The following is a 22,836-nucleotide window of genomic DNA, read 5'->3' on the forward strand; positions in this document are numbered from 1 at the left end:
TTAATCAGACTTTGCGATGCGGCGCCGGGTGCCTCCCGGTGGTATCAGCCAGTTAACAACTGATACCGACCTGCTTTTTCCCGCACCATGGAAACCGCTCATGTTTACCTTTTTAACTGTGCCGCGTGCGCATAGCCGCATTCACCGCATTGCAAACCCTGAATTTTATTTTCACTACGTCGGCGCGCTTCGTTGGTGGTGTCGTGACGCTGATCTCCACGATTGAGCTTTTTCACCCTGCAATTCACCACCACGAAGCGCGCCGGATATCTATTACCTTTCAGGAGAGGTGCTGTCTGCCTGCTGACCTGAAAGTGCTGCGGTAAACTCGCTGAAACTCAATGCCTCCTCACCTTCAGCGAGGCTTTCAAAATAGTCTTCGTATGCTTTATCCATACCTTTTTCCTTCCCTTAAGGCCGGGGAGCCGAACGTTGAACCTGCTGCGATTGATATTGCTGTCATCTCATCCGGTGTTTCGTATGCCGCCGGCAGCTACTTCGTGGGCGTCCTGCCTCGATGACGTGTTGCGATGCGAGTATTATTATCGAAGTAATCGATATGCGTCAAATTAAATCGATACATGGAGGCAAAAAAAAGCTGCAGGCCAATTGATGACCCTCGCATGGGGGAAGGAGAGTGGAGGGGCTTATTTTGTTGGTGGAATAAGATTTCTTTTTTGTAGATAAGCCTTTGCAAAGTTATCAAGTTCTTCAAGACGCATGTCTATAATGCTGATAATTCTCTCTTTTTCATCATCAGTCGGTAATTGTTCAAATGCCTTGAGAAGCCTTTCCTGAAGTTCTGAAGATGGCTTGACTTGAACGCTCGGCGCCCACGGATCAATATCTTCAGATACTTCTCCATCTTCCATAAAAAACCATGAAAGCGGATAACCAGTGGCAGCCGGTAGAAGATTTAAAATTTCAGATCTAGGCAGAATGTCAGAGTTACACCAGCCGCTCACCGACTGAGCCTTAACTCCCAACCTGCGGGCTAGCTCAGATTGCGATATGTCGAGATCTTTTATCGCCTTTTGTAATCTCTTTCCGAAGTTCATCTCTTCATCCAATTCATAAAGTTACCACTAATTATACAGATTTTTTCTGTAGCTCTATCTATCGAAATAATTTGACGGTATCGATTAAATTTGTTTTATTGTCTTCCATCGATAACCAACGAGACCAACCGATGAAGGCATCAATCCAAAAAAAGCTCTTGAACATCTGCAGCCAAGCTGAGCTCGGCCGTCGTATGAAAAGGAGAGCTCAAACAGTAAATGGGTGGTTCAAAAATAAAATCCCCGGGGAGTTAGTTATCAAGGTGAGCAAAGCGGTTGACTGGAAGGTAACTCCACACGAATTGCGCCCAGACCTTTATCCAAATCCTGCCGATGGACTTCCAAAGGACTAACCATGCAAACCATCTCTTTTAAAAATCATACCCCGATTATGGGTATGCAACTGAAAACGGAAAATCAGTATGCACCGCGGCGCCGGGACCGCGTTAAGTGCCAGACCATCTTTGCAGCGGTTCAGGAGTGGGAGGCAACCTTACCCGGTCGCGCGCAAGACACTATTGCGCAGCTGGTGGCCGAACAGTGGGAAAAGCAAAATGGGAGAGGGATCAGCGTCAATAAGCAGAATCTCTACCGATATCTGAAAAATGAAGGGGCGTCTGAGAAGTACACCAGTTATGTGATTCGACTGTCATCCGCAATTGCTGACGCCATGCCTATAGAGATAGCCAGAAAGCATGACCTGAAAAGGGGATTAACTGAAACCGAGCTGGTGGCCAGCGCTATTAAAGAATGTAACGAAGCGCACCAGGCCAAATTACTTGGAGCTCCACTTCAAAAACTGGAACGTGAAATCCGCGATGCGGCAATAGCGCTTTTTAATCTGCTACCTGCAGATGTGGCGGGACCACTACTGGCGAGCATTACCGCCGTAGCGCCACAGTGTTTCTAATCGAGTTTTTACCAATGACTATACGCCCGTGTTGTTCGGGCACCAGGAGTAACCATGGCAGCGCTGCCCTACATGCAACTTTATATTGCTGATTACCTGGCGGACACCATGCATCTGTCAACTGAGGAGCATGGCGCATACCTGCTGCTGATGTTCAATTACTGGCAAACAGGGAGGGCTATCCCTAAAAGTCGGCTTTCGAGAATTGCACGGCTAACCAACGACCGTTGGGCTTCCGTTGAAGCCTCGTTAAAGGAATTTTTTAACGATAACGGCACTGAGTGGGTACATGAGCGTATTGAAAGGGATCTGGAGATGGTTCGTTCATCTCAGAGACAGAAATCTGATGCGGGAAAAGCCTCTGCAAGAGCCAGAAAAGTTAAAAAAACAGCAGAAGGGAAACGGAATGGCAACGACCGTTCAACGGGCGTTGATGAGCCGTTTGAACAGAATGATAACGGCAATCCAACTAATAAAGATCCAGATATAGATACAGATCTAAAAGAAAACCCCTCTCTACGCGGGCGTGAAACTCCAGCGATTCAGGAACCGCAATACCTGGCTGGACTTGATATTCCGATCGGTAAATTCACGATGCACGACATGTGGCTACCGTCACAGGACTGGCCGCAGCTGGCTGCTACCTGGGGAATAGCGCTTCCTGAACCGGCATACCTGCCGACAGAGCTGGCTGAGTTTACCGCGTACTGGAAATCCGAAGGGAAGGTATTCACACAAGTCCAGTGGGAACAGAAATTTGCCCGCAGCGTGATAAACGCCAGAGCTAAATCCAAATCACAACCAGCAACCGGAGGTAACGGCAATGCAGGAATTCAACCAGTTAACACCGCATCCCGGGCAGTTCAGGAGATTCAGGCAGCCAGAGAACGCTGGGAGCAGAAACACGGACTTACTGGCGGCGGATACGGCATGGAGGCTCTGGACTGTCATGGGGGAGATTTTTTCGAACCGCTGGACCCAGAAGAACGGGGCGGCGCCATCGGATATGTGGATAGCTCAGATCGGTTCGATGACTGAGGCCCAAATCACTCTGGTTTGCCGCAAGTGCATGGAACGCTGCGCGATGGGGAATACCTGGCCACCAGATCTTGCTGAGTTTGTTTCTCTGGTATCCGAGAGCGGTGCAAATCCCTTTGGACTCACTGCTGATGCCGTAATGGCAGAGTACAAGCGCTGGCGAAACGAATCGTACCGTTATGCCGACAGCACTGAATACGAATGGCCAGATGAGGTGTTGTATCACATTTGTATTGAAATGCGCCGTAGCGGGATCGAACGCCAGATGACAGAGCGGGAGCTGAGACGACTGGCTGAAAAATTACTGACGAAATGGACGAAGCATGTCAGTAACGGATTTACGGTCCCGCCAATACGCAAACAGCTTGAGGCACCGCGGCATCCTCCGGGACCCACGCCAGCACAGATTTTGATGGAAGAGTACAAACGCCGCAAAGCGGCAGGTTTAACCAAGTAAGCGAGTTTTGACCATGACCAAAAAAACCAAAGAACGAGTTACCCAGGCACAGATGGTAATCGTCATCGTGCACAGAACGCCGGGCTGCGTACTACAGGATATCTGCGATGTGCTGGATTTACCCTCCAGCTCTGCGGGAAATCACCTTCGCCGACTGTATGCTGCTGGCAAGTTGCGCCGCTGGCACAACGGAGTTCAGTATGTTTATCGCGTTACTGCCGGCGTGGATATTCCGGACGTTAAATTGCCCGAACCGGCTATCAGAGCTACGCCGGAGAAAACGCAGAAAGTAAAAGATGCCATCGTCCAGGCTCGCCAGCTCGAAGAAAGGGGGCTCTACCGCCGGGCGGCTACGGCTTACACTGCCATTTTGGGAATGGCCAGTAACGCCAACGAAATGTGGAACATCGCCCGCCAGCGTAGCCGCTGTCTCCGCAATGCTGCGAGGTGCTGACCATGGCTAACAAATCACGTGAGCAGCAGCAGGGGTGCATTCAGAAAATTGTTGATCTTACATGGAAGAAAGGGCGCCTGACGGTGAAAGAAGCTTGTGCCGAATTACGCATGTGCCGGGATACCGCAGGTCGATATTTCCAGGCTGCAGTCAGAACCGGGAAGGTCATTCGCTACGGGCGTCTTGGATTGTTCCGCGATCAGCGGGCGACCATTGATTTTGACCTTCAGAGATTTAGTCATCGGAAAACCGCAGGAGCTGCCAAATGAGTAAATCCCTAAATGCACGCTGTATCCGTCGCTGGGAAGTGGAGTTTAAACCTCTCTGTGATTCAAAGGTAAACCCGTATTGGCGCAAGCGTGACCTCCGCGGGTATATCCGTGAAGCGGCGCTAACTACCGCTGATAGCATGGTTGAGAGCATGGCCTACAACAACGCAATGCATGATTTTTTCGCTGATGTAGGTGATAGGCATGACTGGTCGCCAGAGTTCTCAGCATGGTACGACGGGCGCCGGGAGCATTATCTCAAAGAAGCTCGCGACTACCTGAATGAAGAAACCACCATCGACGAGATCGACGAAGAGATTGAGAACGAGCTGGAGGCCTGGAATGACTGATATCACCGAACTGGCGCAGCTGCGTGCTGAGCTTTCAAATCCGGCAATTGGCAGTAAAGACCATCTGCGAAAACTCGCGTTATCGCTGGTAGAGGCGCTGGAGCTTAAGGAAGAGCAGCGCGCTAACTGGTTCCAGATGGCGCAAAAATTAGGGGAAGACTTGGATGCGGCTGAAAAGCGCAACGCCGAGCTGGAGCGCGAACATGAGAATCTTCGCCCGGTCGGTGTGATGAGTGAGAAAGCGTATCACCGCCTTGAAAACAGAGAATCACGCTTTATTGCACTCTGGCCCCGCCCGGAGATCTATTTACCGCGCAAGCGCCCCGAGGATGGAGTAATCGTCTATGCACGCACGACGGTTGCCGCTGCCGCCAAGGAGGCTGATTAGATGGATAAGACTAATCCAACGTCATGCCCACACTGTGGAGGTGATAACGGATTCCACACGAAAGAAATTGTGGATTTCAAACAGTTTTATTCCTGGGATGGTTCATTTCTTGAGGGGCAGCATACCAATGGCATTCGCGGCGGGAAAGCATTCTACTGCTGCGACTGTGGTCGGAATATTACTCCGCACATCATTAAGCCGGAGGAGAAGTAGTGGATACGTCACTGGAATATGCCTGCAAACGCATTCAGGAATTGGAAAGCCTTTTGCTGGTGGACGTGCGTGGAACAGTATAGTCTGCCGAAGTAAGTATGGTCTTCACAAAAGACGAAAACGCCGGGGAACTCCCGGCATAGTAGCTCTTAGTTCAAATGACTGAGTAGTTATAATTTAGGCTATGAGTGATCTTCTTTCCTCTACCTGGGAACATAAGTTGTTTAAACATTCCAATAACTGGGCATGATTATTCGCGCTGTCATATTCTAGAATATCAATGTTATTAGTGTTCTTGAATGCAGAGAGTATGGATGCATGCGAACCTTTAGGCATTGTGGCATAATGAGGATTTGAGCTTGGATAAGTAATGATGTTGTTTTCTAAGATTAATTGTATTTCCGGGTCATTAATACTATACCCTATAAATAAAATAGTATGCGTTAGAAATATACTTTCTAATGCATCAAAAAAACCTTTGTGGTCACTTCGGGCATTAAAGAAATCAGACTTGGTCAGTATTGTTCTCTCCGGTTCACTTGTGCAACCGTGTGCTTTAATTATCAACCTTGTTGGGGAGCGCATACGTGCTATTAATCCACCATCGTAGTAGCGTAATATAGCATAGCCGTCCCTTCCTTCGCCTTGTCTACAATGATTTTCATATAAGCAATCAAAGTTTGTTGTAATCACAACCTTTTGGTCTAATATCTCAACAGCTTTATGAATATCAGTTGCTTCATATCCGGAAAATGTTTGGCTAATGCATCTATTGTACTCTGCGGTTGATAAACATGTTTTTCTAATTATCTCAGCGCAATCCAAGTAATTTTCTTTACTTAGCAAAGTTTCAGCATTATTCTTGGAACCCTGGGGATCATTCGGGCATTTATCTAAAAGAATTTTAAGCAAGCCAGCCCAAGTTGGAGGGCGCACTAACTCTTCACCGACTTGTTTAGTTGCGGGTGCTGATGCTCCAGAGCCTAGAAATATTACGCATCTGCGGGCAGCTAGTTCATCTATTAAGGAATCTGGCCAATGTATCATAATCTAACCCTTAAATTGCATCCCAAGATTTCTAAGTAAATTTTCAGCAATTGGCCTAATCTTATTAGAAAATTCTCTGACTGCTGAAAATTGTGAACCTACTAATCCATCAGTGCTTGTGAGCGCATGAATTGGAACCGATTGTTTTTGCGCTAATGGAACAAGGCTATATAAATGTTGAATATCTCCAAGTTTAGAGTTTTGTGGTGTTTGGAGTAAATTGTCGCAATAAAAATCTTTTAAAGAATTTCTAATTTCATTATCGACATTGCCAATAATTGCTTCATAAGCCTTTGTAGCTCTTCGTTCTTTACCATATGACTTGGTTATGTATAGTTGAACTGTATATCCAATGAAACCTTTTTTAATTCTTGGGGCATCTAATACAGAAAATCTGTTCTGCAGATCCTCTTTTTCTTCAGGAGCGAGCGCAGACCAAGAATGGTTATAATCATCAATCCAATTATTTAACCATGAGGCTATGTTTTTTACGCCAATTATACTAAATACATCAGAACCGAGAGGGGTTAAGAAATGCTGACAACCCATTAAAACCGATCTATTGATAGAACCTAAGCTGGGTCCTAAATCAAACATAACTAAATCATACTTATCTTCTAGGTGGTTACAAAGCAGTGTATTCCAATTTGTTTGTCTAAAACCTTGCCTGTCTCTAGCTCTAAGCTGTCCCCAAGCCGTGCCAAGTCTGTCTTCGATTATAGCGAAATAAGGATGTCCAGGTAGCAAATCAACGCCAAATCTATTTTCACTTGATTTGAGGAACGTTAAATTTGTATTTATTGTGGAATCACCATCTTCAATAGGTTGAAGAACATCTTTGATAGTGCTAATTTTATTATTTTGAGAAATATATAATTCTGCTGATTGCTCTACACCCATGATAAGTTGAGTAGAGTTACATTGTGGATCGCAATCAACCACTAGCACTCGTTTTTTAAAGTTCATAGCTATAAAAGAGGCTAAATTGCAAGTCAAGGTAGTCTTGCCCACTCCTCCTTTATTGTTAAACATAGCCACTGATTTCAAGAGATTCTCCTTATTTATACTCAAATATCAAAAGAGATTCAGCAACACTTCCTTTGCAATTTTTTCTTGCACGCCTGGCTTCTGGTATCTCGCTTGATATTCTGTCAGTTAATTCGTAGTCAGGCCAATTATTATTGATTAAATCAACAACAATATCGTCGAGTCTTTTTTTAGTGGTGTTTGTTGTTGTTCCGACAAAAATTGCCAATTTCCCGCCGTGACGTAAATTTTTTCGCCATGAATTGAGACATATACTAAATTGCTCGACAAATCGAGTAGCGCTTGGTGATATGGTTTTATTAAGGGTAGACCATTCCTCAATACCCATGAGATAAAGTCTTAATCTATTATCACGAGCATAATCAAGTTGCCCCATATATGGTGGGCTGGTAATTATAGCATCGATTTTGCGATCTAAATTCAATGTCGAAGCATCTTGCTGATATACGTTTCGAGTCAATGAGGGATCGACTGAGGGTAGTGAGTTATACACTCTTAAAATTTTCTTTTCGAGTCGAGGACGTACTGCTCTGTATTCGTAAAGCTCTGGGAACTCACTCGGAGGGAATTTTTTTGTTCTGAGATAAGGCACAGTATGGCTTGATGGATAAGAAAGAAAGCCCGGACGTTGATGGTGAGCTATGGAAAGCAGGCAGGCAAGTGCAAATTCATCGTTATTTGCTTTTAAAACTTTAACCCAAGCCAACAACTCAATTAATGTTTCGGGGTTATAAAAATCCTTTACCCAACAAGGAATTGTTTCAAGATTGAACGTTAATTTTATCTCATCTACAGAAGCAGAATATTTATTTAGAAGTTTATTAACCGCTTCAACACCGTTATGTTCATACGGATTTAGCTTGGCGCGTGATACTAGACAGGCGTAAGGATTTAGATCAGTACCAATAGTGTGCCGGCCTTTGAGCCAACCTTCAAGGAGTACAGTACCTGACCCACAGAATGGGTCATACACCAAATCACCAGGCTTGGATACGGTCTCGATGGCCCAGCCAGCGATTTCGGGTCGCATCTTCCCAATGTACGGGGCTACAGTGTGTAGACGCTCTGTTTTAATTGGGATATCTGCTGATGTCATTTTAGTCTCGAATATAATTAATCTAAGCAAATGGAACAAAATCCACGATAGGTATCATACATGGGATTTGTGTGCCCATAAAGTTCATCGACGTGTGATTTGCATATTGTTTGTGCAAGCAAAAGCTGTAGAACATGTCTGCTGCTTAGTCGCTTGTTTGTTAAGTGGGGTTGTAATTTTTTGACAAAAATCATTGTTGCTTACTCTTTACGCTGACGTTGTGCCTGATTCTCCTGAGCGGGTGAGACCAGCTAGGGCTAAACTACAGACTCTTTGTCAAGAGACATTAGCCAAGAAAATTTTATTAAATCCATTTGATTCAAGTTGTTATGCCGTGTTTTTTTTTAATTCCCTTGACTGAAAATTAACAATTTACGCTCTTAAGCGATTGAATATTCATCCATATAGATGTACTGTATATTCATACAGTGTATTGATGGAGGCTAACGATGAAAGTTGAAATCGCAATCGACCGCAAAAAGCCATTGCCTGACGGTGCAGTTCCGGCCTTAGAAAAGGAGCTACTGCGGAGGCTGAACCAGAATTTTAACAGCTGCCGTTTGATCATTCGCCGAACTGGCACTGATGGTTTGAGTTTGTTTGGTGGGATGGATGGGGATAAAAAGCGGGTGGAGCAAATCCCTCAGGACACTTGGGAAAGTACTGACGACTGGTTCTTTTGAGTTGAGGTCCGATGACCGACCCGGTTATTTTTGAGGGATATGCTATGGACAGAAAACAAGAAATGCCGAACAACGGCTATGCGATAATCAGATGTGACGATGGAGTGATTGTTGCCCGTCTGACATCATTTCCTTTGTGCGAGCGTGCTCTGATGTATCGTCGTGGCGATACTATTTCGTTCATGCCTCTAAAGCCAGATGAGATCGTGGGGACTCTCTCGCTATTTTCACAGATGATTGAAAAATCGAGGTCCGGTAGTGGTTACCAGGTCCCTCCTGGTTCTGTTACACTCCCGACATAGGCCTGAACAACCTATACCTGCTGCGTCGCGGAGAGAAACCATGACGCAAACCCCCGAAGTATCAAAATCCCATCAGACTGGTGCTCCTTCATCGAGCGCCGGTTTAATTTCGTCTTCAAAACTAACTTTTCGCCAGCAGGAAGTATTCGATCTGCTGGTGACCTACATCAATCAGCATGGCTACCCACCGACGCTATCTGAACTGGCCGATATGCTCGGCGTTAGCTCGTCTAATGCTGTTCTGTTGCATTTGCGTGCGTTAGAGAAAAAAAAATACATAAAAATATCTCGCCGTGTCTCCCGCGGAATTTCTATCGTCGGGCGAAAGGAGCCCATGCTCGCCGTGCAGCTGCTGCAGGAAATGATCGCTGACGAACCTGGTGCGCGTGAAAGAGCGATTGAGTTTTTGCGACTATTCGGTGAGCAGCCATGAAGAAAAGTTGGTTTCTCTATGAACAACTTTCAGAGTCTCAGGCTCTGGAGCTGGCGGAACGCTACCGGAAAAAGAATTGTCCGGTTGAGAAAAGCCTGTCGAGCGACTTTGTCTACTGGGAACTCCGTGTGCTGTTGCCGGAATCCAGCAAGCCACCGCGCGTTAACAGAACCTATACACAAAAAATGTGGAGGGACTGATGCGCGCATTACTAAATGTTGATGTTGCCCGGCACTTGGGAATTGTGTTGCTTAAACCCGGTAGAGAGTTGATGTCTTTATTCAGCGGTGGGCGCGTGCTGGTGGAGACTCTGCCAGAAAAAATGAAGGCTCTCCCAAGCGGGCGCATTCCTGACGCCGGGCAACCTTTACGAGATGATCCCGACATTCGCCCATTCTTTATGAAAGAGCGGGTAGTGAGGGCAGCAGGTGGTGTGAATAGTCTCGAATCCTGGTTGCTTAAGAGGGTCAAGCATTGCCAGTGGCCACATTCCGATTATCACCATTCAGAGCTGGTAACATTCCGCCATTCAACAGGGGCAATCGTCGCATGCTGGCATTGTGATAACGAGCTGAAGCACCAGACCGATCAAATCCTTGATAGCCTGGTCGGTATCAATAACGCGGATCTGATAATTGATGCTGCCCGTATCGCACTGGGATTTGATGCTGAACGTTCCCTGTCACTTGCTGAATTGTGCTGGTGGGCTGTCAGCGTTGGAATAGGGGACGAAATCACAGAAGAGATGGCGCGCCGTTCTCTTCGGCTTAAAGAAGAGGTTTTCCAGTCAGTCTACAAAGAAAGCGAAATCTTCCCATCGGTACCGGCCACCAGCATTCTTTCCCCGCTTGTCTCTAAGGTTGCCAGGCATACTGAACTACCAGCCCCGATAAAACCAGAAGTGCCAGTGGTTGTTGATCCCGTTGCACCAGCCACTTTATTCACCAGACCTAAGCGGATCCGCTGGGTATCAGATGGCTTTATTTCCTGGGTAAAGACTCAGCCATGTATGTGCTGCGGTCAGGCGGCCGACGATGCGCATCACCTTATCGGATGGGGGCAGGGCGGCGTTGGTACCAAGGCACACGATATTTTTACGATCCCCCTTTGCCGCAAGCATCACCGGACGCTTCATCACGATCCAGTTGCTTTCGAGCGTGAGTACGGCACTCAGCCGGAATTTATTATTAAATTGCTGGACCGGGCCTATGCGCTCGGCGTTCTGGCGTAAGGAGAAGAGCATGATGACACCACGTCAACGCCGGCTGCAGCGCGCTGGATTAGAAACAGTGGCCGCAGCGCCTCGCAAAAGCTGGTTGGGCCGGTTTACGCCCCTGAATGGTATTCAGTCTGCCTGGATTAAATCGCTACTTACAATATGGGGAGAGAACATGCGCGGGGGAACAGCTCCCCGCAATCCCACAGGCCACTCCTGCTGGCGAGGTTTGAAAGGGGACCGCTGGTCAGATAAAGCGCTGGAGCGATTGACCGCAGCGATAGAACAGGCGAGGGAGGAGGGATATCGAGGCCAGCAAGCCTTAAACCGAGCACATGTGATTTTATGGCCTCAGCCTGTCATCGGCCTGATAGATTCCGCTATTCATGATGATGATGCTGAATTCGTAGAACGTTGTGTTCTCGACGCATTTGAAGCGGGGGATCCGGTTTATTTGGTAGGAGTTAGTTATTACACCACACGCAAAAAAATCTCTGACATAACCCGGGAATTACAGCTGGTGGCCCCGTGGCTAACAGATGGTGAAGCCCGCAAACGCGTGCGATGGTGCTTGGAAATATTCAGAGCAAAAACATTTCTGTCGGTACGAAAGGGAATTCATGCTGATTAACAAAAAGTGCTATAAATCTCTTTTGATGTTGAAAATGGGCCAAAAAATCAGATAATCCATTTATGCTTGGCAGAGCTGCGCCACTCGGCAGCGACAGAAGCGACAATTTGATTACAACGAAAACCCCGCAAGAGCGGGGTTTTTGCTTTCCGGCGATACGACAGGGGTATTCGCGAGATGCATTGCATCAGTACCCCTGTCACATCGTCGTAGAGCATTGAAACGAGTTTCATCAGATGTTAAATTTTTGGTGTGGTGAATCCCCCTATGCGGAGGGGCATTGCCAGTCTGATATGTTTTTTTGCGCATTGCGAGTCGTCTGTGGACTGGCGGCGACTTACCGGGAGGCACCCGGCACCACACCTAATAAAAAATGATGATAGCTGTAAGGCCCACTTCGGTGGGCTTTTTCTTTGGGCAAAAAAAAAGCCCGCATGGTTTCATGCAGGCAAGGCAGTTACATTTAGATTTTGTCCCGGTATATGTTTTTTTGTCCGGAAGTCGAAAGATACTGTCTTGACTACTTTTTGTAAATAACGGATTCAAATCACAAGGCCATGCATTTGCATGGCTTTTTTATTATCAGGTCCCGCAGGAATCATCATCGACATGCTTCGTTGTTAAATCCAGCCTGACGGGCCTGACCCTTTTCAAACACACAGCTTCCCGATCTTTAATCGGAGGCGGTAACTATGGCTAAACGTATGCAAGACAAAGAGAGCATTGCCGGGATGTCCTGGCTGGTTCTGCTGATCATTGCTTGCTGGGGTGGACTTGTCCGCTACCTGATAGATGTGAAGCAGAGCAAGGCAACATGGAGCTTGATCAATGCTCTTGCCCAAATGGTGGTTTCAGGGTTTACCGGCGTTATTGCTGGTCTGGTGAGCATTGAAAGCGGATTGAGCATTTACATGATACTGGCCACTTCCGGAATTAGCGGGGCAATGGGTTCTGTTGCTTTGACCTATTTCTGGGAGCGCATTACCGGAGTTAAGGCGCCATGACAGCAGATCAGATTATCGAGGGCATCCTCGGTAAAGAAGGGGGTTACGTAAATAACCCGAATGATAAAGGCGGCCCAACGCGCTGGGGTATCACGCAGACTACCGCCCGCGCATATGGCTATAGCGGCGATATGAAGGCGTTACCACGGGATACAGCCAAAGCAATTTATCTGTCGCAATACTGGACAGAACCGAAGTTTGACTGCATCGCCGAGTTGTCGCCAGCCATTGCACAGGAATTGTGTGATACTGGCGTGAACATGGGGCCACGTGTCGCCAGTACATTCCTGCAGCGCTGGTTAACGGCGTTGAATATGCAGGGCAAGCTATATCCGGATCTGAAGACGGACGGCGCGATCGGCAATCTCACCATCGCCGCCCTGAAAAGTTATCTCGCCGTTCGTGGCAAAGATGGCGAAGCCACGCTGCTAAAGGCGCTGAATTGCAGCCAGGGGGCTCGCTATCTTGAGTTGGCCGAAGCGAGGCCGGCTAACGAAGCGTTTCTATACGGCTGGGTTAAAGAGCGGGTGAGCCTATGAAGATGATTATTTTCGCTCTGCTGGCGCTGGTGGCCGTGCTGGTTCTGTTGCTAGTGCGCAAATATACCCGGCTGGAGTTTGTTGGTCATGCCCGGTTGCTGCTTAAAACATGGTCTGTCCGCCTGGGTGCTGCCGGCGCTTTGGTCGGTGTATGGGCCCAATCATTTCCGGACGCAGCTCTTCATGCCTGGGCGATGCTGCCGCCGGATATCAAAGATATTCTGCCTGCAAACATTGTGGCAATGATTAGCCCGGCCCTGGTGGTGCTCGCCATCCTCTCTCAATACGTCAGACAGCCAAAGCTGAAAGAAATAGCCGATGAGCAGCAGGAGGCGCAATGAGCCTTGAATTTATCAGCGGGCTGGTAGTCGTTCTGCTTGGCTTAATCGCTGGCGCGTTTGGGTTAGGCCATGCGCGCGGGACCAGCAAGGCGGAAGCCAAAGCCGAGCAGCAGCGCACTGAAGAAAACGCCGCTGCTACCGTCGCCGCGGCAGAACGCCGGGCTGATGCAACGAAAGGGGCCAGCGATGTACAGGAAGACGTTAAGCGTATGGGCGATGACGATGTTGATCGCGAGCTGCGCGAAAGATTTACCCGCCCCGGTGGTGGTTGATACCGCCTGCAACTGGGTGCGGATTATCTACCTGACTGACCACGATATTGACGTGCTAGATAAGCAGACCAAGCGCGACATTCTGGCGTACAACAAATCAGCGCAGGCTAACTGCCCGCAACCAACCGAAAAGGCTACGAAATGAGTGAAGCAAAACCGCAGGACGGCAGCACTGTAAAAGGCTACCGCACATTAACCGCGGGCGAGATTGAGCGCATGAACCGCCTCAAAGGCGTCAGCCGCCACTTATGTAGTTTGCTTGATACCGAGCGAGGTGAATTGTTGGCTGTCCGTAATGGCCCGGCAATGTTAAGTGCTGAGCAGGCTCGGGAGATTGATGAAGCTTTGCGCTGTCTGGCAATCGCTCGCACCAAAATGCAGGAAGCCTGTATGTGGGCATGCCGCGCAGTGGCTCGCCCTGACGCTGATTGCTAACACAACTTGCGAAAAGAAATCCACCGAAAATAAGTCAGTCGATGCTTGATGATTAGCAGATAGTCTGCTAACGCTATCGTGATAGTATTTCAGCGGAGTTTATCTATTAAAAGGAATGCGCGATGTGGACGTACTGATTGACAGTGCTTTCGAGGGATATCTCTTCCTCTTACTGGATATGTGGACAGTTTTAATTGTTGCTTTCGTCGGGTTGGCTCTGTCATTTTATGGCGTGCAAATGCGTAGAACTGCCGTCACCTTCTTTCTGCTTGCTGCGATAATCGGGACTGCTGGTTCGATCTATACTTAAATGTAGGTTGCAGAGAATATGCAGAAAGTCAACCCGCAATCCAACGGTGGCTATTACTGCGGTTACTCGTGTCATATGCCCTGACACACATAATTTGAACCCAGGTCGCCAATGGCGGCCTTTTTTATTGCCAGAAGCAGGAGAAGAAGCATGTCAACGTTTCGTTTACTGAAGCCTAAGAGTGAACTTCAGCTTCAGTAAAGTATTCGATCAGTTACTTAACAGGTTTACTTTCTGAGGGGAGGAAAATATTTCCGCAGTATGGGCAGATCAATGTTATATCGTTTTTTATTCTCGACAGGCTATGTGTTGACTGGCGAGAGCAGTGAGGACAGGTGCTTTTTACAGGTCTGAGTGTACGTATCTTGTCTTTGAGCATCGACATGGTTTTTATCCTCGTGAGTGATTGCTAACCATACACCACAGGGCAGGAAATAGCTCACTTTATAACCTTTATGTTTTTGTGACTACTTTGTTTGTGTGGTAGATGACAACGAACGACTAAAGCTAATTTCGTTAGGGCAAGGCCGCTGCACCTGTTCGACGGCGAGTAAACCAGCTAATGACATTTTCAAAGATTTTCATTGAGTGTGACAATACTCTCAGAGCAATCATCTGCATATATAGGCTATTTGAATGGTATTTGTCGGTTAAAAAGACGAACTGCCATTATTATATGTTTATTAGTATGAAGAAAAATAAAACACACTACTATCACTGCACCTCCGTCCCAACACCAGTCTGTCGGAGGTCAGTTACTCGTTTTTAGGTAATCTCTCCCGGATGGCTCCTGAGAGTTTATTTAATTGATAACTGTGCATGACAAAAGGCCGCATCTTTTTGCGGCCTTTTTCATAGCCATCAGAAAGGCCACCCCCGGCTTTTTTATGGTATTGCGAAGCCACTTTAGCCAGGGAGTCATCCTGGAAACAGCAAGCGCAAGTGCTGGGTTGATTAAAAAATGCTCTATTGGTGATATAATAAGACCCATTTATTGAAAGGGTAATCATCATGTCATTTTTCGATTACGCATTAAAACGTATAAATATTGCGTCAAAAATAACAGTGACTTGTCCTGTTTGCGGGCATAAATCCAATCATCCTACTACAAAGGTACGCAAGGAACAGGCGTTACTCTGCCCGAGATGCAAATCACTGTTTGTCATTCACAGGTAACATACCGCCAGACTGAAACTAACCGCCTCAGGGCGGTTTTTATTGCCTGAATTAGAGGGCCTCTTTGCGGGATGGCTCTGTAATGCTAAGTCGAATGGTTGTTACTTTCTCTTTCGAAAGGATAAAAGCAGACCAGGCGCGACATTCTGGAGCACAACAAATCAGAGCAAGCGGACTGCTAAAGGAAAACTACTGATAATGAGTAAGTCCGGATTAGCTAACGACATAACAATCCGTCTCTTGGACATGATAAAATCATTACCAACGGTAATGGATTGAAAAGGAAATGATGTGTGGATGTGCTAATTGATAGTGCCACGGAAGGCTATATCTTCCTCGCTCTGGCTATGTGGCGCGTTCTGATTGTGGTATTCGTTGGGATGGCCCTCTCATTTTATGGCGTGCAAATGCGTAGAACTGCAGTCACCTTTTTGATGCTAGCTGCGGTAGTAGGGATTGCGGGTTCGATTTATACCTAAATAGCCTTTATAACTATCTCCGCTTATAGCAACCCATTGATAAATATGCGCCTCGCAATAGCGGGGCTTTTTTATTCGTGAAGGTAAACGATGCAAAATATCAAGATTGAATACGTTAATGGCGTGCTGGTGGCGCTGGAGCGGGACGGCGTGTCTTACGCGCATCTGCCTGTTTCAGCTATCCATTTCGACCATACCGCTAAGATATTCCCGCACCTCAAGATTGAGATTGAAGCTGGTGGCGCACCATTCGTACCTGCAGCACCAGCGCAACCACAACCGAAAGAGTCAGAACAGCCACCAGCTGTCGTGGAAGAAGTGCAGCCAGAAAAAGAAGGTGAGCTCTTGCCGCCGAATGATACTGCGCCACAAACGGCGCGTCGCCCCCGTCATCGCAACCGTAACCGCAACAGGAGCCAGTAATGTTTAATCGTAATGATCTGACCCTTTCTCTCTTCTACGCTTCCTCCACGAATGATGACGATGAAAAAGTCGCGACACTGACCGTTCAGGTGAACAATACCGACATGGTGGCCATGCAGAGTAATAAGCTGCAGTGCATCACTGATAAGACCGGTAAGAAGGCTTATTCCGTTAGCGAGCAGATGATCACCAATGGCTCTGATCCGCTGCTGGTTGCCCTTGAGGACTACTGGCGCCGGCACACTGAGACGGTCGTGACCGGATTTCTGAGCGATGTTGGCGACTTCATCGCAGGGAACATCAGCCAGTCTTCAACGTTCCTCGGCTTCAATGGGCTGAAGGTTTTCGAAAGTGAGCCTCTTACGGCTCGGATCCCCGAGGATGTGCTGCAGGCCGACGGGGGCGCATTCGCAAGCTGAGCATTCACAGAGGTCGTTCAGTGAGCGGCCTCGATGAATGATCATTGAAACGGTAATGAGAACCGTTATCGCCGCGGGTCCTTTCCGGGAGTTCGAGTCGCTACGGGGCGGCGACCTCGCGGATTCTCGCTACATATGAAAATTTTGAGATTTAAGGCGTTTCCGTTCTTCTACTTTTTAACTCATTGTTTATTAATTGGTTGATGCCTAAAAAGTAAGGAAGCCATCAGACCGTTTCCTGTCCGGATCACCCATGATCGTTTCCGTACCCCGTTTTCGCCTAAGGAGTGCGTATGGAGGTGAACAAAAAACAGCTCTCCGATATTTTTGGTGTCAGCATTCGTACGATTCAGAACTGGCAGGATCAGGGGATGCCGTTTGTGCGTGGTGGTGGCAAAGGTAATGAGGTGCTTTACGATTCCGCTGCCGCGATTAAGTGGTTTGCCCAACGTGATGCTGACATCGAAAACGAAAAGTTGAGAAAGGAAGTTGAAGAGCTCCGTAAGGCTGGTGAATCTGATCTGCAGCCAGGAACAATTGATTATGAGCGCTACCGTCTGACCCGCTCGCAGGCTGATGCCCAGGAGCTAAAAAATGCCAAAAGTTCCGCTGAGGTGGTGGAGACCGCATTCTGCACGTTCGTGCTTTCACGCGTGGCCGGCGAAATAGCCAGTATCCTGGACGGGATCCCCCTGTCGGTGCAGCGGCGGTTTCCTGAGCTGGAGAATCGACACATTGATTTCCTTAAAAAGGACGTAATCAAAGCCATGAACAAGGCAGCTGCGCTGGATGAAATTATACCGGGGTTGCTGAGTGAATATATCGAACAGTCAGATTAAGGGGCTGCAGTCATCCGCACGCGCCGGGCTGCGCTCACTCTATCGCCCGGAGCCGCAAACGGCAGTGGAATGGGCAGACAACAATTATTATTTGCCGAAAGAATCAGCTTACCAGGAAGGGCGCTGGATCACGCTGCCTTTCCAGCGCGCAATAATGAATGCGATGGGGAATGACTACATACGGGAAGTGAACGTTGTTAAATCTGCCCGTGTCGGTTACTCGAAGATGCTGCTGGGCGTCTATTCCTATTTTATTGAGCATAAGCAGCGAAATTCCCTAATCTGGCTGCCGACCGACGGCGATGCCGAAAACTTCATGAAGTCGCATGTTGAGCCGACGATCCGTGATATTCCCGCACTGCTGGCGCTGGCGCCGTGGTATGGGAAAAAGCACCGCAATAACACGCTCAGCATGAAGCGTTTCTCTAACGGTCGCGGTTTCTGGTGTCTCGGCGGTAAGGCTGCAAAGAACTATCGTGAGAAATCGGTTGATGTTGCCGGATATGACGAACTGGCGGCATTCGATGAGGACATCGAGAAAGAAGGTTCGCCAACGTTTCTGGGTGATAAGCGAATCGAGGGTTCTGTCTGGCCCAAATCAATCCGCGGCTCTACCCCAAAAATTCGTGGTACCTGCCAGATTGAACGAGCCGCCAGCGAATCGCAGCATTTTATGCGCTTCCATGTTGCGTGTCCGCACTGCGGGGAAGAGCAATATCTCAAGTTCGGCGATCGTGAAACGCCTTTTGGTTTTAAATGGTCTCCTGGTGAGCCCTCCAGCGTTTTTTACCTGTGCGAGCATAACGGGTGCGTCATTAAGCAACAGGAGCTGGACTTTACCAATGCGCGCTATATCTGTGAGCGAACTGGCATCTGGACGGGCGACGGCCTTAACTGGTTTTCTTCATCTGGTGGAGAAATAGATCCGCCAGACAGTGTGACCTTCCATATCTGGACGGCCTATAGCCCCTTCACCACTTGGGTGCAGATTGTAAAAGAGTGGATAAAGACCAAGGGTGATACAGGCAAACGTAAAACCTTTACTAACACCACCCTCGGGGAAACCTGGGAGCCGAAAATTGGTGAACGGCCTGATGCCGATCTTATCGAAGAGCGAAAGGAACTCTTTGCTGCCGCAGTGCCGGATCGCGTTGTCTATTTGACCGCCGGGATTGACTCACAGCTTGACCGTTACGAAATGCGAGTCTGGGGCTGGGGACCCGGTGAAGAAAGCTGGCTGGTAGACCGACAGATTATCATGGGGCGTCATGATGACGAGCAGACCCTTAAACGCGTCGATGAGGCGATCAATAAGACCTATAAACGACGCAATGGCGCGGAGATGAGCATTTCCCGCATCTGCTGGGATATCGGGGGGATTGACCCCACAATCGTTTATGGCCGTTCGAAAAAGCATGGTCTTTTCCGCGTAATCCCCATCAAAGGTGCATCGGTATACGGTAAACCTGTAGCGAATATGCCGCGTAAACGAAATAAAAACGGGGTGTATCTGACGGAGGTTGGTACCGATACGGCGAAGGAGCAGATTTATAACCGATTAACTCTTATCCCGGTTGGTGATGAGCCAATGGCCGGCGCCGTTCATTTTCCTAACAACCCGGAAATTTTCGACCTGACCGAGGCTCAGCAGCTGACAGCAGAGGAGCAGGTTGAAAAATGGGTAAGCGGCGAGCGGAAAATACTCTGGGACAGTAAGAAACGCCGTAATGAGGCGCTGGACTGTTTTGTCTACGCGCTGGCAGCTCTGCGGATAAGCGTCTCCCGCTGGCAGCTGAATCTTGAGTCTCTTCTGATAAGCATGCAGGAGGACGAACATACCTCTAAACCGAAAAAGACCCTGGCGGATTATGCCCGGGCATTAGCCGGAGATGAATAATGGCAACACAGTCTGAACTGGACAGTGCCCGCGCCGCACTTCATGACCTGATGACAGGGAAACGCGTTGCGACGGTACAGAAAGATGGCCGCCGCGTTGAGTTTACTGCCACGTCAGTTGCTGATTTGAAAAAATATATTGCCGAACTTGAAGTTCAGATTGGCATCACCAGTCGCCGGCGCGGGCCAGCAGGATTTTACGCATGAAATTACCAGCACTTGTTGGACCCGACGGTAAAACGTCGCTCCGGGAATATGCCGGATACCATGGTGGGGCTGGTGGCTTTGGTGGCCAGCTGCGCGCGTGGAATCCACCCAGTGAAAGTGGTGATGCCGCTCTACTGCCGAACTTCCAGCGTGGAAACGCCCGCGCCGACGATCTTGTTCGTAATAACGGCCTCGCGGCAAATGCGGTACAGCTTCACCAGGATCATATCGTTGGTTCATTTTTCCGTCTTAGTCACCGGCCTGCCTGGCGCTATCTTGGGATCAGCGAAGAGGACGCGCGTGCTTTTGCCCGTGAGTGCGAGGATGCCTGGAAAGAATACGCGGAGGACGACCACTGTTTTATTGATGCCGAACGTAAACGCACTTTCACCATGATGATCCGTGAAGGTGTGGCCATGCACACTTTTAACGGAGAGTTATTTACTCAGGCGACCTGGGATACCAGCGCGAACAGGCTATTTCGAACACAGTTTAAGATGGTCAGTCCTAAGCGGATCGGTAATCCAGGCAATCAGGGCGATACCCGTAATTGCCGGGCAGGGGTATGGATTAATGATGCTGGTGCCGCCCAGGGTTACTACGTCAGCGAGGATAACTATCCCGGGTGGATGGCTCAGAAGTGGAATTATATTCCGCGTGAACTACCTGGCGGGCGAACGGCCTTTATCCATGTGTTTGAGCCAATGGAAGATGGACAGACAAGGGGGGCGAATCAGTTTTATAGCGTTATGGAGCAGATGAAAATGCTCGATACGCTGCAAAACACACAACTGCAAAGCGCCATCGTCAAGGCGATGTATGCCGCCACGATTGAAAGTGAGATGGATACCCAGACGGCGATGGACTTTATCCTCGGCGCGGACAATCCGGAGCAGACGAAAAAGCTGACCGGATGGCTGGGGGAAATCGCAACTTATTATGCGGCCGCCCCGGTCAGGCTTGGAGGGGCGAAGGTGCCACACCTGATGCCCGGGGATTCACTGAATCTGCAGTCTGCTCAGAATACTGACAATGGGTACTCCGTATTTGAGCAATCCCTCTTACGTTACATCGCCGCGGGGCTTGGCGTTTCTTACGAACAGTTATCCCGCAACTACTCACAGATGAGTTACTCCACCGCACGCGCAAGCGCCAATGAGTCCTGGGCTTATTTTATGGGCCGGCGCAAATTTATCGCTGCCCGGCAGGCGAGCATGATGTTTTTGTGCTGGCTGGAAGAGGCGATCGTCCGTCGTGTCGTCAGCCTGCCATCCCGCGCCCGTTACAGTTTCCAGGAGGCCAGGACAAGCTGGGCGAACTGCGACTGGATCGGCTCCGGCAGGATGGCGATTGACGGACTTAAGGAGGTGCAGGAGGCGGTTATGCTGATTGAAGCAGGCCTCAGTACCTATGAAAAAGAATGCGCAAAGCGCGGCGATGATTATCAGGAAATCTTTGCCCAGCAGGTGCGTGAAACGATGGAACGGCGACAGGCAGGGTTAAGACCGCCTTCGTGGGCAGCTGCGGCGTTCCAGTCTGGTCTGGAGAATTCCGGTAAGGAGGAACAAGATGACGCCCGAGCTGCGTAACCTTCCACATATTGCCAGCCTGGCATTTAACGAACCGCTGCTCCTTGAACCCGCCTATGCGCGGGTTTTCTTTTGCGCGCTGGCAGGCCAACTGGGCATTACCCGCCTGACTGATACCGTATCGGGGACAACCCTGGGCACCGAGCAAATGGCGGAACCTCTGATGCTATTCGGTAACGAGGAGGCCGGGCCGCGTCCGGCTCGTAGCTATCAGGTAATGAATGGTATTGCGGTATTACCTGTTGCCGGGACCCTGGTTAATAAAACGCGCTCACTCCAGCCGTATTCCGGCATGACCGGGTACAACGGTGTAATTGCCCGCCTGCAGCAGGCTATCAGCGATCCGGATGTTGATGGTGTTTTGCTGGATATGGATACGCCAGGTGGGATGGTCGCCGGAGCGTTTGACTGCGCCGACATTATTGCCCGGGCCCGCGATATTAAACCCGTCTGGGCGCTGGCGAACGATATGAACTGCAGCGCCGGGCAACTTATCGCCAGTGCGGCATCACGCCGGCTGGTGACACAGACCGCAAGGACGGGGTCCATCGGTGTGATGATGGCCCACAGCAATTATGGGCAGGTGCTGAAATCTCAGGGGGTCGAGGTCACGTTGATTTACAGCGGCGACCACAAGGTTGATGGCAACCCTTACGAAAAATTGCCGAAAGATGTTCGTGAAGCTTTTCAGTCCCGTATCGATGCCACCCGGCAGATGTTTGCTGAAAAAGTGGCGGGTTATACGGGGATGTCGGTGAGGGCGGTTCTCGATACTGAGGCTGCGGTCTTCTCCGGGCAGGAGTCCATTGATCATGGGCTGGCGGACGAGCTTGTTAACAGTACAGATGCGATCGGCGTGATGCGTAGCGCGCTGGATACCAAAAAGACCATCCATATCGGAGGAACGATGAAGACAACGACGACGAATGCAGTTGCAACCCAACCAGATGCCAATGCCGCGCCGGAAGCCAATGGAGCAATTGCAACCACTCCGGCAGCTCCATCGGCTGTTGCACCCGCACCGGATGTAAATGCCCAGGTTGCTGCGGCGGTCTCTGCGGAGAATGCCCGAATTATGGGGATCCTGAACTGTGAGGCCGCGAGCGGCCGGGAGGAACAGGCACGCGCGCTGGCAGAGACGCCGGGAATGACGGTTGAGCATGCACAGCGCATTCTGGCGGCGGCGCCGCAAAGTTCACAGACCCGAAGCGAAACCGCGCTGGATCGCCTGATGGAAACTGCACCAGAAACGCTGGCGTCCGGAGCACCGGCTGCCAGTGAAACCGATGATTTGATGAATACCCCTGTTTAAGAG

37 protein-coding genes are annotated in these 22,836 nt (G+C 49.1%); 30 read left to right on the top strand and 7 right to left on the bottom strand.

Annotation, left to right across the window (positions count from 1 at the left end; all coding sequences use genetic code 11):
• Positions 1-273: 273 nt before the first annotated feature.
• Positions 274-396: a hypothetical protein gene (locus tag ABK821_RS16130; protein WP_259657996.1), complete on the bottom strand. Its 123-nt coding sequence runs from the start codon at positions 394-396 to the stop codon at positions 274-276.
• A gap of 251 nt (positions 397-647) precedes the next feature.
• The gene (locus ABK821_RS16135; RefSeq protein ID WP_040228064.1) at positions 648-1,058 is read right to left on the bottom strand and encodes a helix-turn-helix domain-containing protein; all 411 of its coding nucleotides are present in this window, start codon (positions 1,056-1,058) and stop codon (positions 648-650) included.
• Between the two features lie 131 nt (positions 1,059-1,189).
• On the opposite strand from ABK821_RS16135, the gene ABK821_RS16140 reads away from it, so the two are divergent.
• Genes ABK821_RS16140 through ABK821_RS16180 form a run of 9 tightly spaced genes read left to right on the top strand, consistent with a single transcriptional unit; the run spans position 1,190 to position 5,137 of the window.
• Complete coding sequence (locus ABK821_RS16140; RefSeq protein ID WP_040228062.1) at positions 1,190-1,411, top strand: YdaS family helix-turn-helix protein; 222 nt, start codon at positions 1,190-1,192, stop codon at positions 1,409-1,411.
• Positions 1,412-1,413: 2 nt separating this feature from the next.
• Complete coding sequence (locus tag ABK821_RS16145; RefSeq protein WP_048982894.1) at positions 1,414-1,968, top strand: toxin YdaT family protein; 555 nt, start codon at positions 1,414-1,416, stop codon at positions 1,966-1,968.
• 54 nt (positions 1,969-2,022) lie between these two features.
• The gene (locus ABK821_RS16150; protein ID WP_224359137.1) at positions 2,023-3,006 is read left to right on the top strand and encodes a DUF1376 domain-containing protein; all 984 of its coding nucleotides are present in this window, start codon (positions 2,023-2,025) and stop codon (positions 3,004-3,006) included.
• A complete protein-coding gene (locus ABK821_RS16155) occupies positions 2,918-3,463 on the top strand; it encodes a replication protein P (RefSeq protein ID WP_224359138.1) in 546 nt (181 codons plus the stop codon). The genes ABK821_RS16150 and ABK821_RS16155 overlap by 89 nt, the downstream gene beginning before the upstream one ends.
• A 13-nt stretch (positions 3,464-3,476) precedes the next feature.
• Positions 3,477-3,917: a PerC family transcriptional regulator gene (locus tag ABK821_RS16160; protein WP_224359139.1), complete on the top strand. Its 441-nt coding sequence runs from the start codon at positions 3,477-3,479 to the stop codon at positions 3,915-3,917.
• 2 nt (positions 3,918-3,919) lie between these two features.
• Complete coding sequence (locus ABK821_RS16165) at positions 3,920-4,186, top strand: DUF977 family protein (protein ID WP_224359140.1); 267 nt, start codon at positions 3,920-3,922, stop codon at positions 4,184-4,186.
• Positions 4,183-4,536, top strand: coding sequence for a hypothetical protein (locus ABK821_RS16170; protein ID WP_224359141.1), 354 nt, complete (start codon positions 4,183-4,185; stop codon positions 4,534-4,536). Before ABK821_RS16165 ends, ABK821_RS16170 begins: the two co-directional genes overlap by 4 nt.
• Complete coding sequence (locus ABK821_RS16175; protein WP_224359142.1) at positions 4,529-4,924, top strand: hypothetical protein; 396 nt, start codon at positions 4,529-4,531, stop codon at positions 4,922-4,924. Before ABK821_RS16170 ends, ABK821_RS16175 begins: the two co-directional genes overlap by 8 nt.
• The gene (locus ABK821_RS16180; protein ID WP_004103039.1) at positions 4,925-5,137 is read left to right on the top strand and encodes a hypothetical protein; all 213 of its coding nucleotides are present in this window, start codon (positions 4,925-4,927) and stop codon (positions 5,135-5,137) included.
• Between the two features lie 177 nt (positions 5,138-5,314).
• Here the strand turns inward: ABK821_RS16180 and ABK821_RS16185 are convergent, their stop codons facing one another.
• From ABK821_RS16185 to ABK821_RS16195, 3 genes are read right to left on the bottom strand one after another with little or no spacing between them, the layout of a single operon-like run.
• On the bottom strand, positions 5,315-6,184 hold the full coding sequence (locus ABK821_RS16185) for an SIR2 family protein (RefSeq protein WP_224359143.1): 870 nt from the start codon (positions 6,182-6,184) through the stop codon (positions 5,315-5,317).
• A 3-nt stretch (positions 6,185-6,187) separates the two neighbouring features.
• The gene (locus ABK821_RS16190; protein ID WP_224359167.1) at positions 6,188-7,222 is read right to left on the bottom strand and encodes a ParA family protein; all 1,035 of its coding nucleotides are present in this window, start codon (positions 7,220-7,222) and stop codon (positions 6,188-6,190) included.
• 19 nt (positions 7,223-7,241) lie between these two features.
• On the bottom strand, positions 7,242-8,327 hold the full coding sequence (locus tag ABK821_RS16195; protein WP_224359144.1) for a DNA methyltransferase: 1,086 nt from the start codon (positions 8,325-8,327) through the stop codon (positions 7,242-7,244).
• 449 nt (positions 8,328-8,776) lie between these two features.
• On the opposite strand from ABK821_RS16195, the gene ABK821_RS16200 reads away from it, so the two are divergent.
• From ABK821_RS16200 to ABK821_RS16255, 12 genes are all read left to right on the top strand, one after another.
• Positions 8,777-9,010 carry a DinI-like family protein gene (locus tag ABK821_RS16200; protein WP_224359145.1) on the top strand — a complete coding sequence of 78 codons (234 nt, stop codon included), beginning with the start codon at positions 8,777-8,779 and terminating at the stop codon, positions 9,008-9,010.
• Between the two features lie 342 nt (positions 9,011-9,352).
• Positions 9,353-9,745: a DNA-binding protein gene (locus ABK821_RS16205; protein WP_224359146.1), complete on the top strand. Its 393-nt coding sequence runs from the start codon at positions 9,353-9,355 to the stop codon at positions 9,743-9,745.
• The gene (locus tag ABK821_RS16210) at positions 9,742-9,945 is read left to right on the top strand and encodes a hypothetical protein (protein ID WP_224359147.1); all 204 of its coding nucleotides are present in this window, start codon (positions 9,742-9,744) and stop codon (positions 9,943-9,945) included. Before ABK821_RS16205 ends, ABK821_RS16210 begins: the two co-directional genes overlap by 4 nt.
• On the top strand, positions 9,945-10,976 hold the full coding sequence (locus tag ABK821_RS16215) for a DUF968 domain-containing protein (protein ID WP_224359148.1): 1,032 nt from the start codon (positions 9,945-9,947) through the stop codon (positions 10,974-10,976). The genes ABK821_RS16210 and ABK821_RS16215 overlap by 1 nt, the downstream gene beginning before the upstream one ends.
• A 13-nt stretch (positions 10,977-10,989) precedes the next feature.
• Complete coding sequence (locus tag ABK821_RS16220) at positions 10,990-11,592, top strand: hypothetical protein (protein ID WP_219676272.1); 603 nt, start codon at positions 10,990-10,992, stop codon at positions 11,590-11,592.
• 704 nt (positions 11,593-12,296) lie between these two features.
• The gene (locus ABK821_RS16225) at positions 12,297-12,596 is read left to right on the top strand and encodes a phage holin family protein (RefSeq protein ID WP_031280382.1); all 300 of its coding nucleotides are present in this window, start codon (positions 12,297-12,299) and stop codon (positions 12,594-12,596) included.
• Positions 12,593-13,135 (top strand): glycoside hydrolase family 108 protein, encoded by a 543-nt coding sequence (locus ABK821_RS16230; protein ID WP_049094270.1) that lies wholly within the window; start codon positions 12,593-12,595, stop codon positions 13,133-13,135. The genes ABK821_RS16225 and ABK821_RS16230 overlap by 4 nt, the downstream gene beginning before the upstream one ends.
• The gene (locus tag ABK821_RS16235; RefSeq protein ID WP_042944971.1) at positions 13,132-13,476 is read left to right on the top strand and encodes a hypothetical protein; all 345 of its coding nucleotides are present in this window, start codon (positions 13,132-13,134) and stop codon (positions 13,474-13,476) included. Before ABK821_RS16230 ends, ABK821_RS16235 begins: the two co-directional genes overlap by 4 nt.
• Positions 13,473-13,748 carry a hypothetical protein gene (locus tag ABK821_RS16240; RefSeq protein ID WP_014837906.1) on the top strand — a complete coding sequence of 92 codons (276 nt, stop codon included), beginning with the start codon at positions 13,473-13,475 and terminating at the stop codon, positions 13,746-13,748. The genes ABK821_RS16235 and ABK821_RS16240 overlap by 4 nt, the downstream gene beginning before the upstream one ends.
• On the top strand, positions 13,699-13,893 hold the full coding sequence (locus ABK821_RS16245) for a hypothetical protein (protein WP_064388790.1): 195 nt from the start codon (positions 13,699-13,701) through the stop codon (positions 13,891-13,893). The genes ABK821_RS16240 and ABK821_RS16245 overlap by 50 nt, the downstream gene beginning before the upstream one ends.
• Positions 13,890-14,183 (top strand): hypothetical protein, encoded by a 294-nt coding sequence (locus ABK821_RS16250; RefSeq protein WP_032734587.1) that lies wholly within the window; start codon positions 13,890-13,892, stop codon positions 14,181-14,183. The genes ABK821_RS16245 and ABK821_RS16250 overlap by 4 nt, the downstream gene beginning before the upstream one ends.
• A gap of 115 nt (positions 14,184-14,298) precedes the next feature.
• Positions 14,299-14,493, top strand: a complete 195-nt coding sequence (locus tag ABK821_RS16255; RefSeq protein WP_220138176.1) for a hypothetical protein — start codon at positions 14,299-14,301, stop codon at positions 14,491-14,493.
• A gap of 214 nt (positions 14,494-14,707) precedes the next feature.
• Here ABK821_RS16255 and ABK821_RS16260 read toward each other — a convergent pair whose 3' ends face one another.
• A complete protein-coding gene (locus ABK821_RS16260; protein WP_217294396.1) occupies positions 14,708-14,878 on the bottom strand; it encodes a YnfU family zinc-binding protein in 171 nt (56 codons plus the stop codon).
• 370 nt (positions 14,879-15,248) lie between these two features.
• Positions 15,249-15,506 (bottom strand): hypothetical protein, encoded by a 258-nt coding sequence (locus ABK821_RS16265; RefSeq protein ID WP_142445542.1) that lies wholly within the window; start codon positions 15,504-15,506, stop codon positions 15,249-15,251.
• Here ABK821_RS16265 and ABK821_RS16270 point away from each other — a divergent pair.
• From ABK821_RS16270 to ABK821_RS16310, 9 genes are all read left to right on the top strand, one after another.
• A complete protein-coding gene (locus ABK821_RS16270; RefSeq protein WP_217290983.1) occupies positions 15,505-15,669 on the top strand; it encodes a YnfU family zinc-binding protein in 165 nt (54 codons plus the stop codon). The genes ABK821_RS16265 and ABK821_RS16270 overlap by 2 nt on opposite strands.
• 299 nt (positions 15,670-15,968) lie before the next feature.
• Positions 15,969-16,148: a hypothetical protein gene (locus ABK821_RS16275; RefSeq protein ID WP_224250511.1), complete on the top strand. Its 180-nt coding sequence runs from the start codon at positions 15,969-15,971 to the stop codon at positions 16,146-16,148.
• A 90-nt stretch (positions 16,149-16,238) separates the two neighbouring features.
• Complete coding sequence (locus ABK821_RS16280; protein ID WP_126488841.1) at positions 16,239-16,571, top strand: hypothetical protein; 333 nt, start codon at positions 16,239-16,241, stop codon at positions 16,569-16,571.
• The gene (locus tag ABK821_RS16285; RefSeq protein WP_126488842.1) at positions 16,571-16,990 is read left to right on the top strand and encodes a hypothetical protein; all 420 of its coding nucleotides are present in this window, start codon (positions 16,571-16,573) and stop codon (positions 16,988-16,990) included. The genes ABK821_RS16280 and ABK821_RS16285 overlap by 1 nt, the downstream gene beginning before the upstream one ends.
• A 293-nt stretch (positions 16,991-17,283) precedes the next feature.
• Positions 17,284-17,829 (top strand): terminase small subunit, encoded by a 546-nt coding sequence (locus ABK821_RS16290; RefSeq protein WP_126488843.1) that lies wholly within the window; start codon positions 17,284-17,286, stop codon positions 17,827-17,829.
• Entirely contained in the window at positions 17,804-19,726 is a 1,923-nt protein-coding gene (locus tag ABK821_RS16295) for a phage terminase large subunit family protein (RefSeq protein ID WP_181244911.1), read from the top strand. Before ABK821_RS16290 ends, ABK821_RS16295 begins: the two co-directional genes overlap by 26 nt.
• Positions 19,726-19,932, top strand: coding sequence for a phage head-tail joining protein (locus ABK821_RS16300; RefSeq protein WP_015367380.1), 207 nt, complete (start codon positions 19,726-19,728; stop codon positions 19,930-19,932). Before ABK821_RS16295 ends, ABK821_RS16300 begins: the two co-directional genes overlap by 1 nt.
• Positions 19,929-21,521, top strand: a complete 1,593-nt coding sequence (locus tag ABK821_RS16305; protein WP_181244910.1) for a phage portal protein — start codon at positions 19,929-19,931, stop codon at positions 21,519-21,521. Before ABK821_RS16300 ends, ABK821_RS16305 begins: the two co-directional genes overlap by 4 nt.
• Complete coding sequence (locus tag ABK821_RS16310; RefSeq protein ID WP_181244909.1) at positions 21,502-22,833, top strand: S49 family peptidase; 1,332 nt, start codon at positions 21,502-21,504, stop codon at positions 22,831-22,833. The genes ABK821_RS16305 and ABK821_RS16310 overlap by 20 nt, the downstream gene beginning before the upstream one ends.
• The last annotated feature ends 3 nt before the right edge of the window (positions 22,834-22,836 follow it).

The organism is Klebsiella sp. KE9456, from assembly GCF_043832615.1.
Classification (GTDB): Bacteria; Pseudomonadota; Gammaproteobacteria; order Enterobacterales; family Enterobacteriaceae; genus Klebsiella; species Klebsiella indica.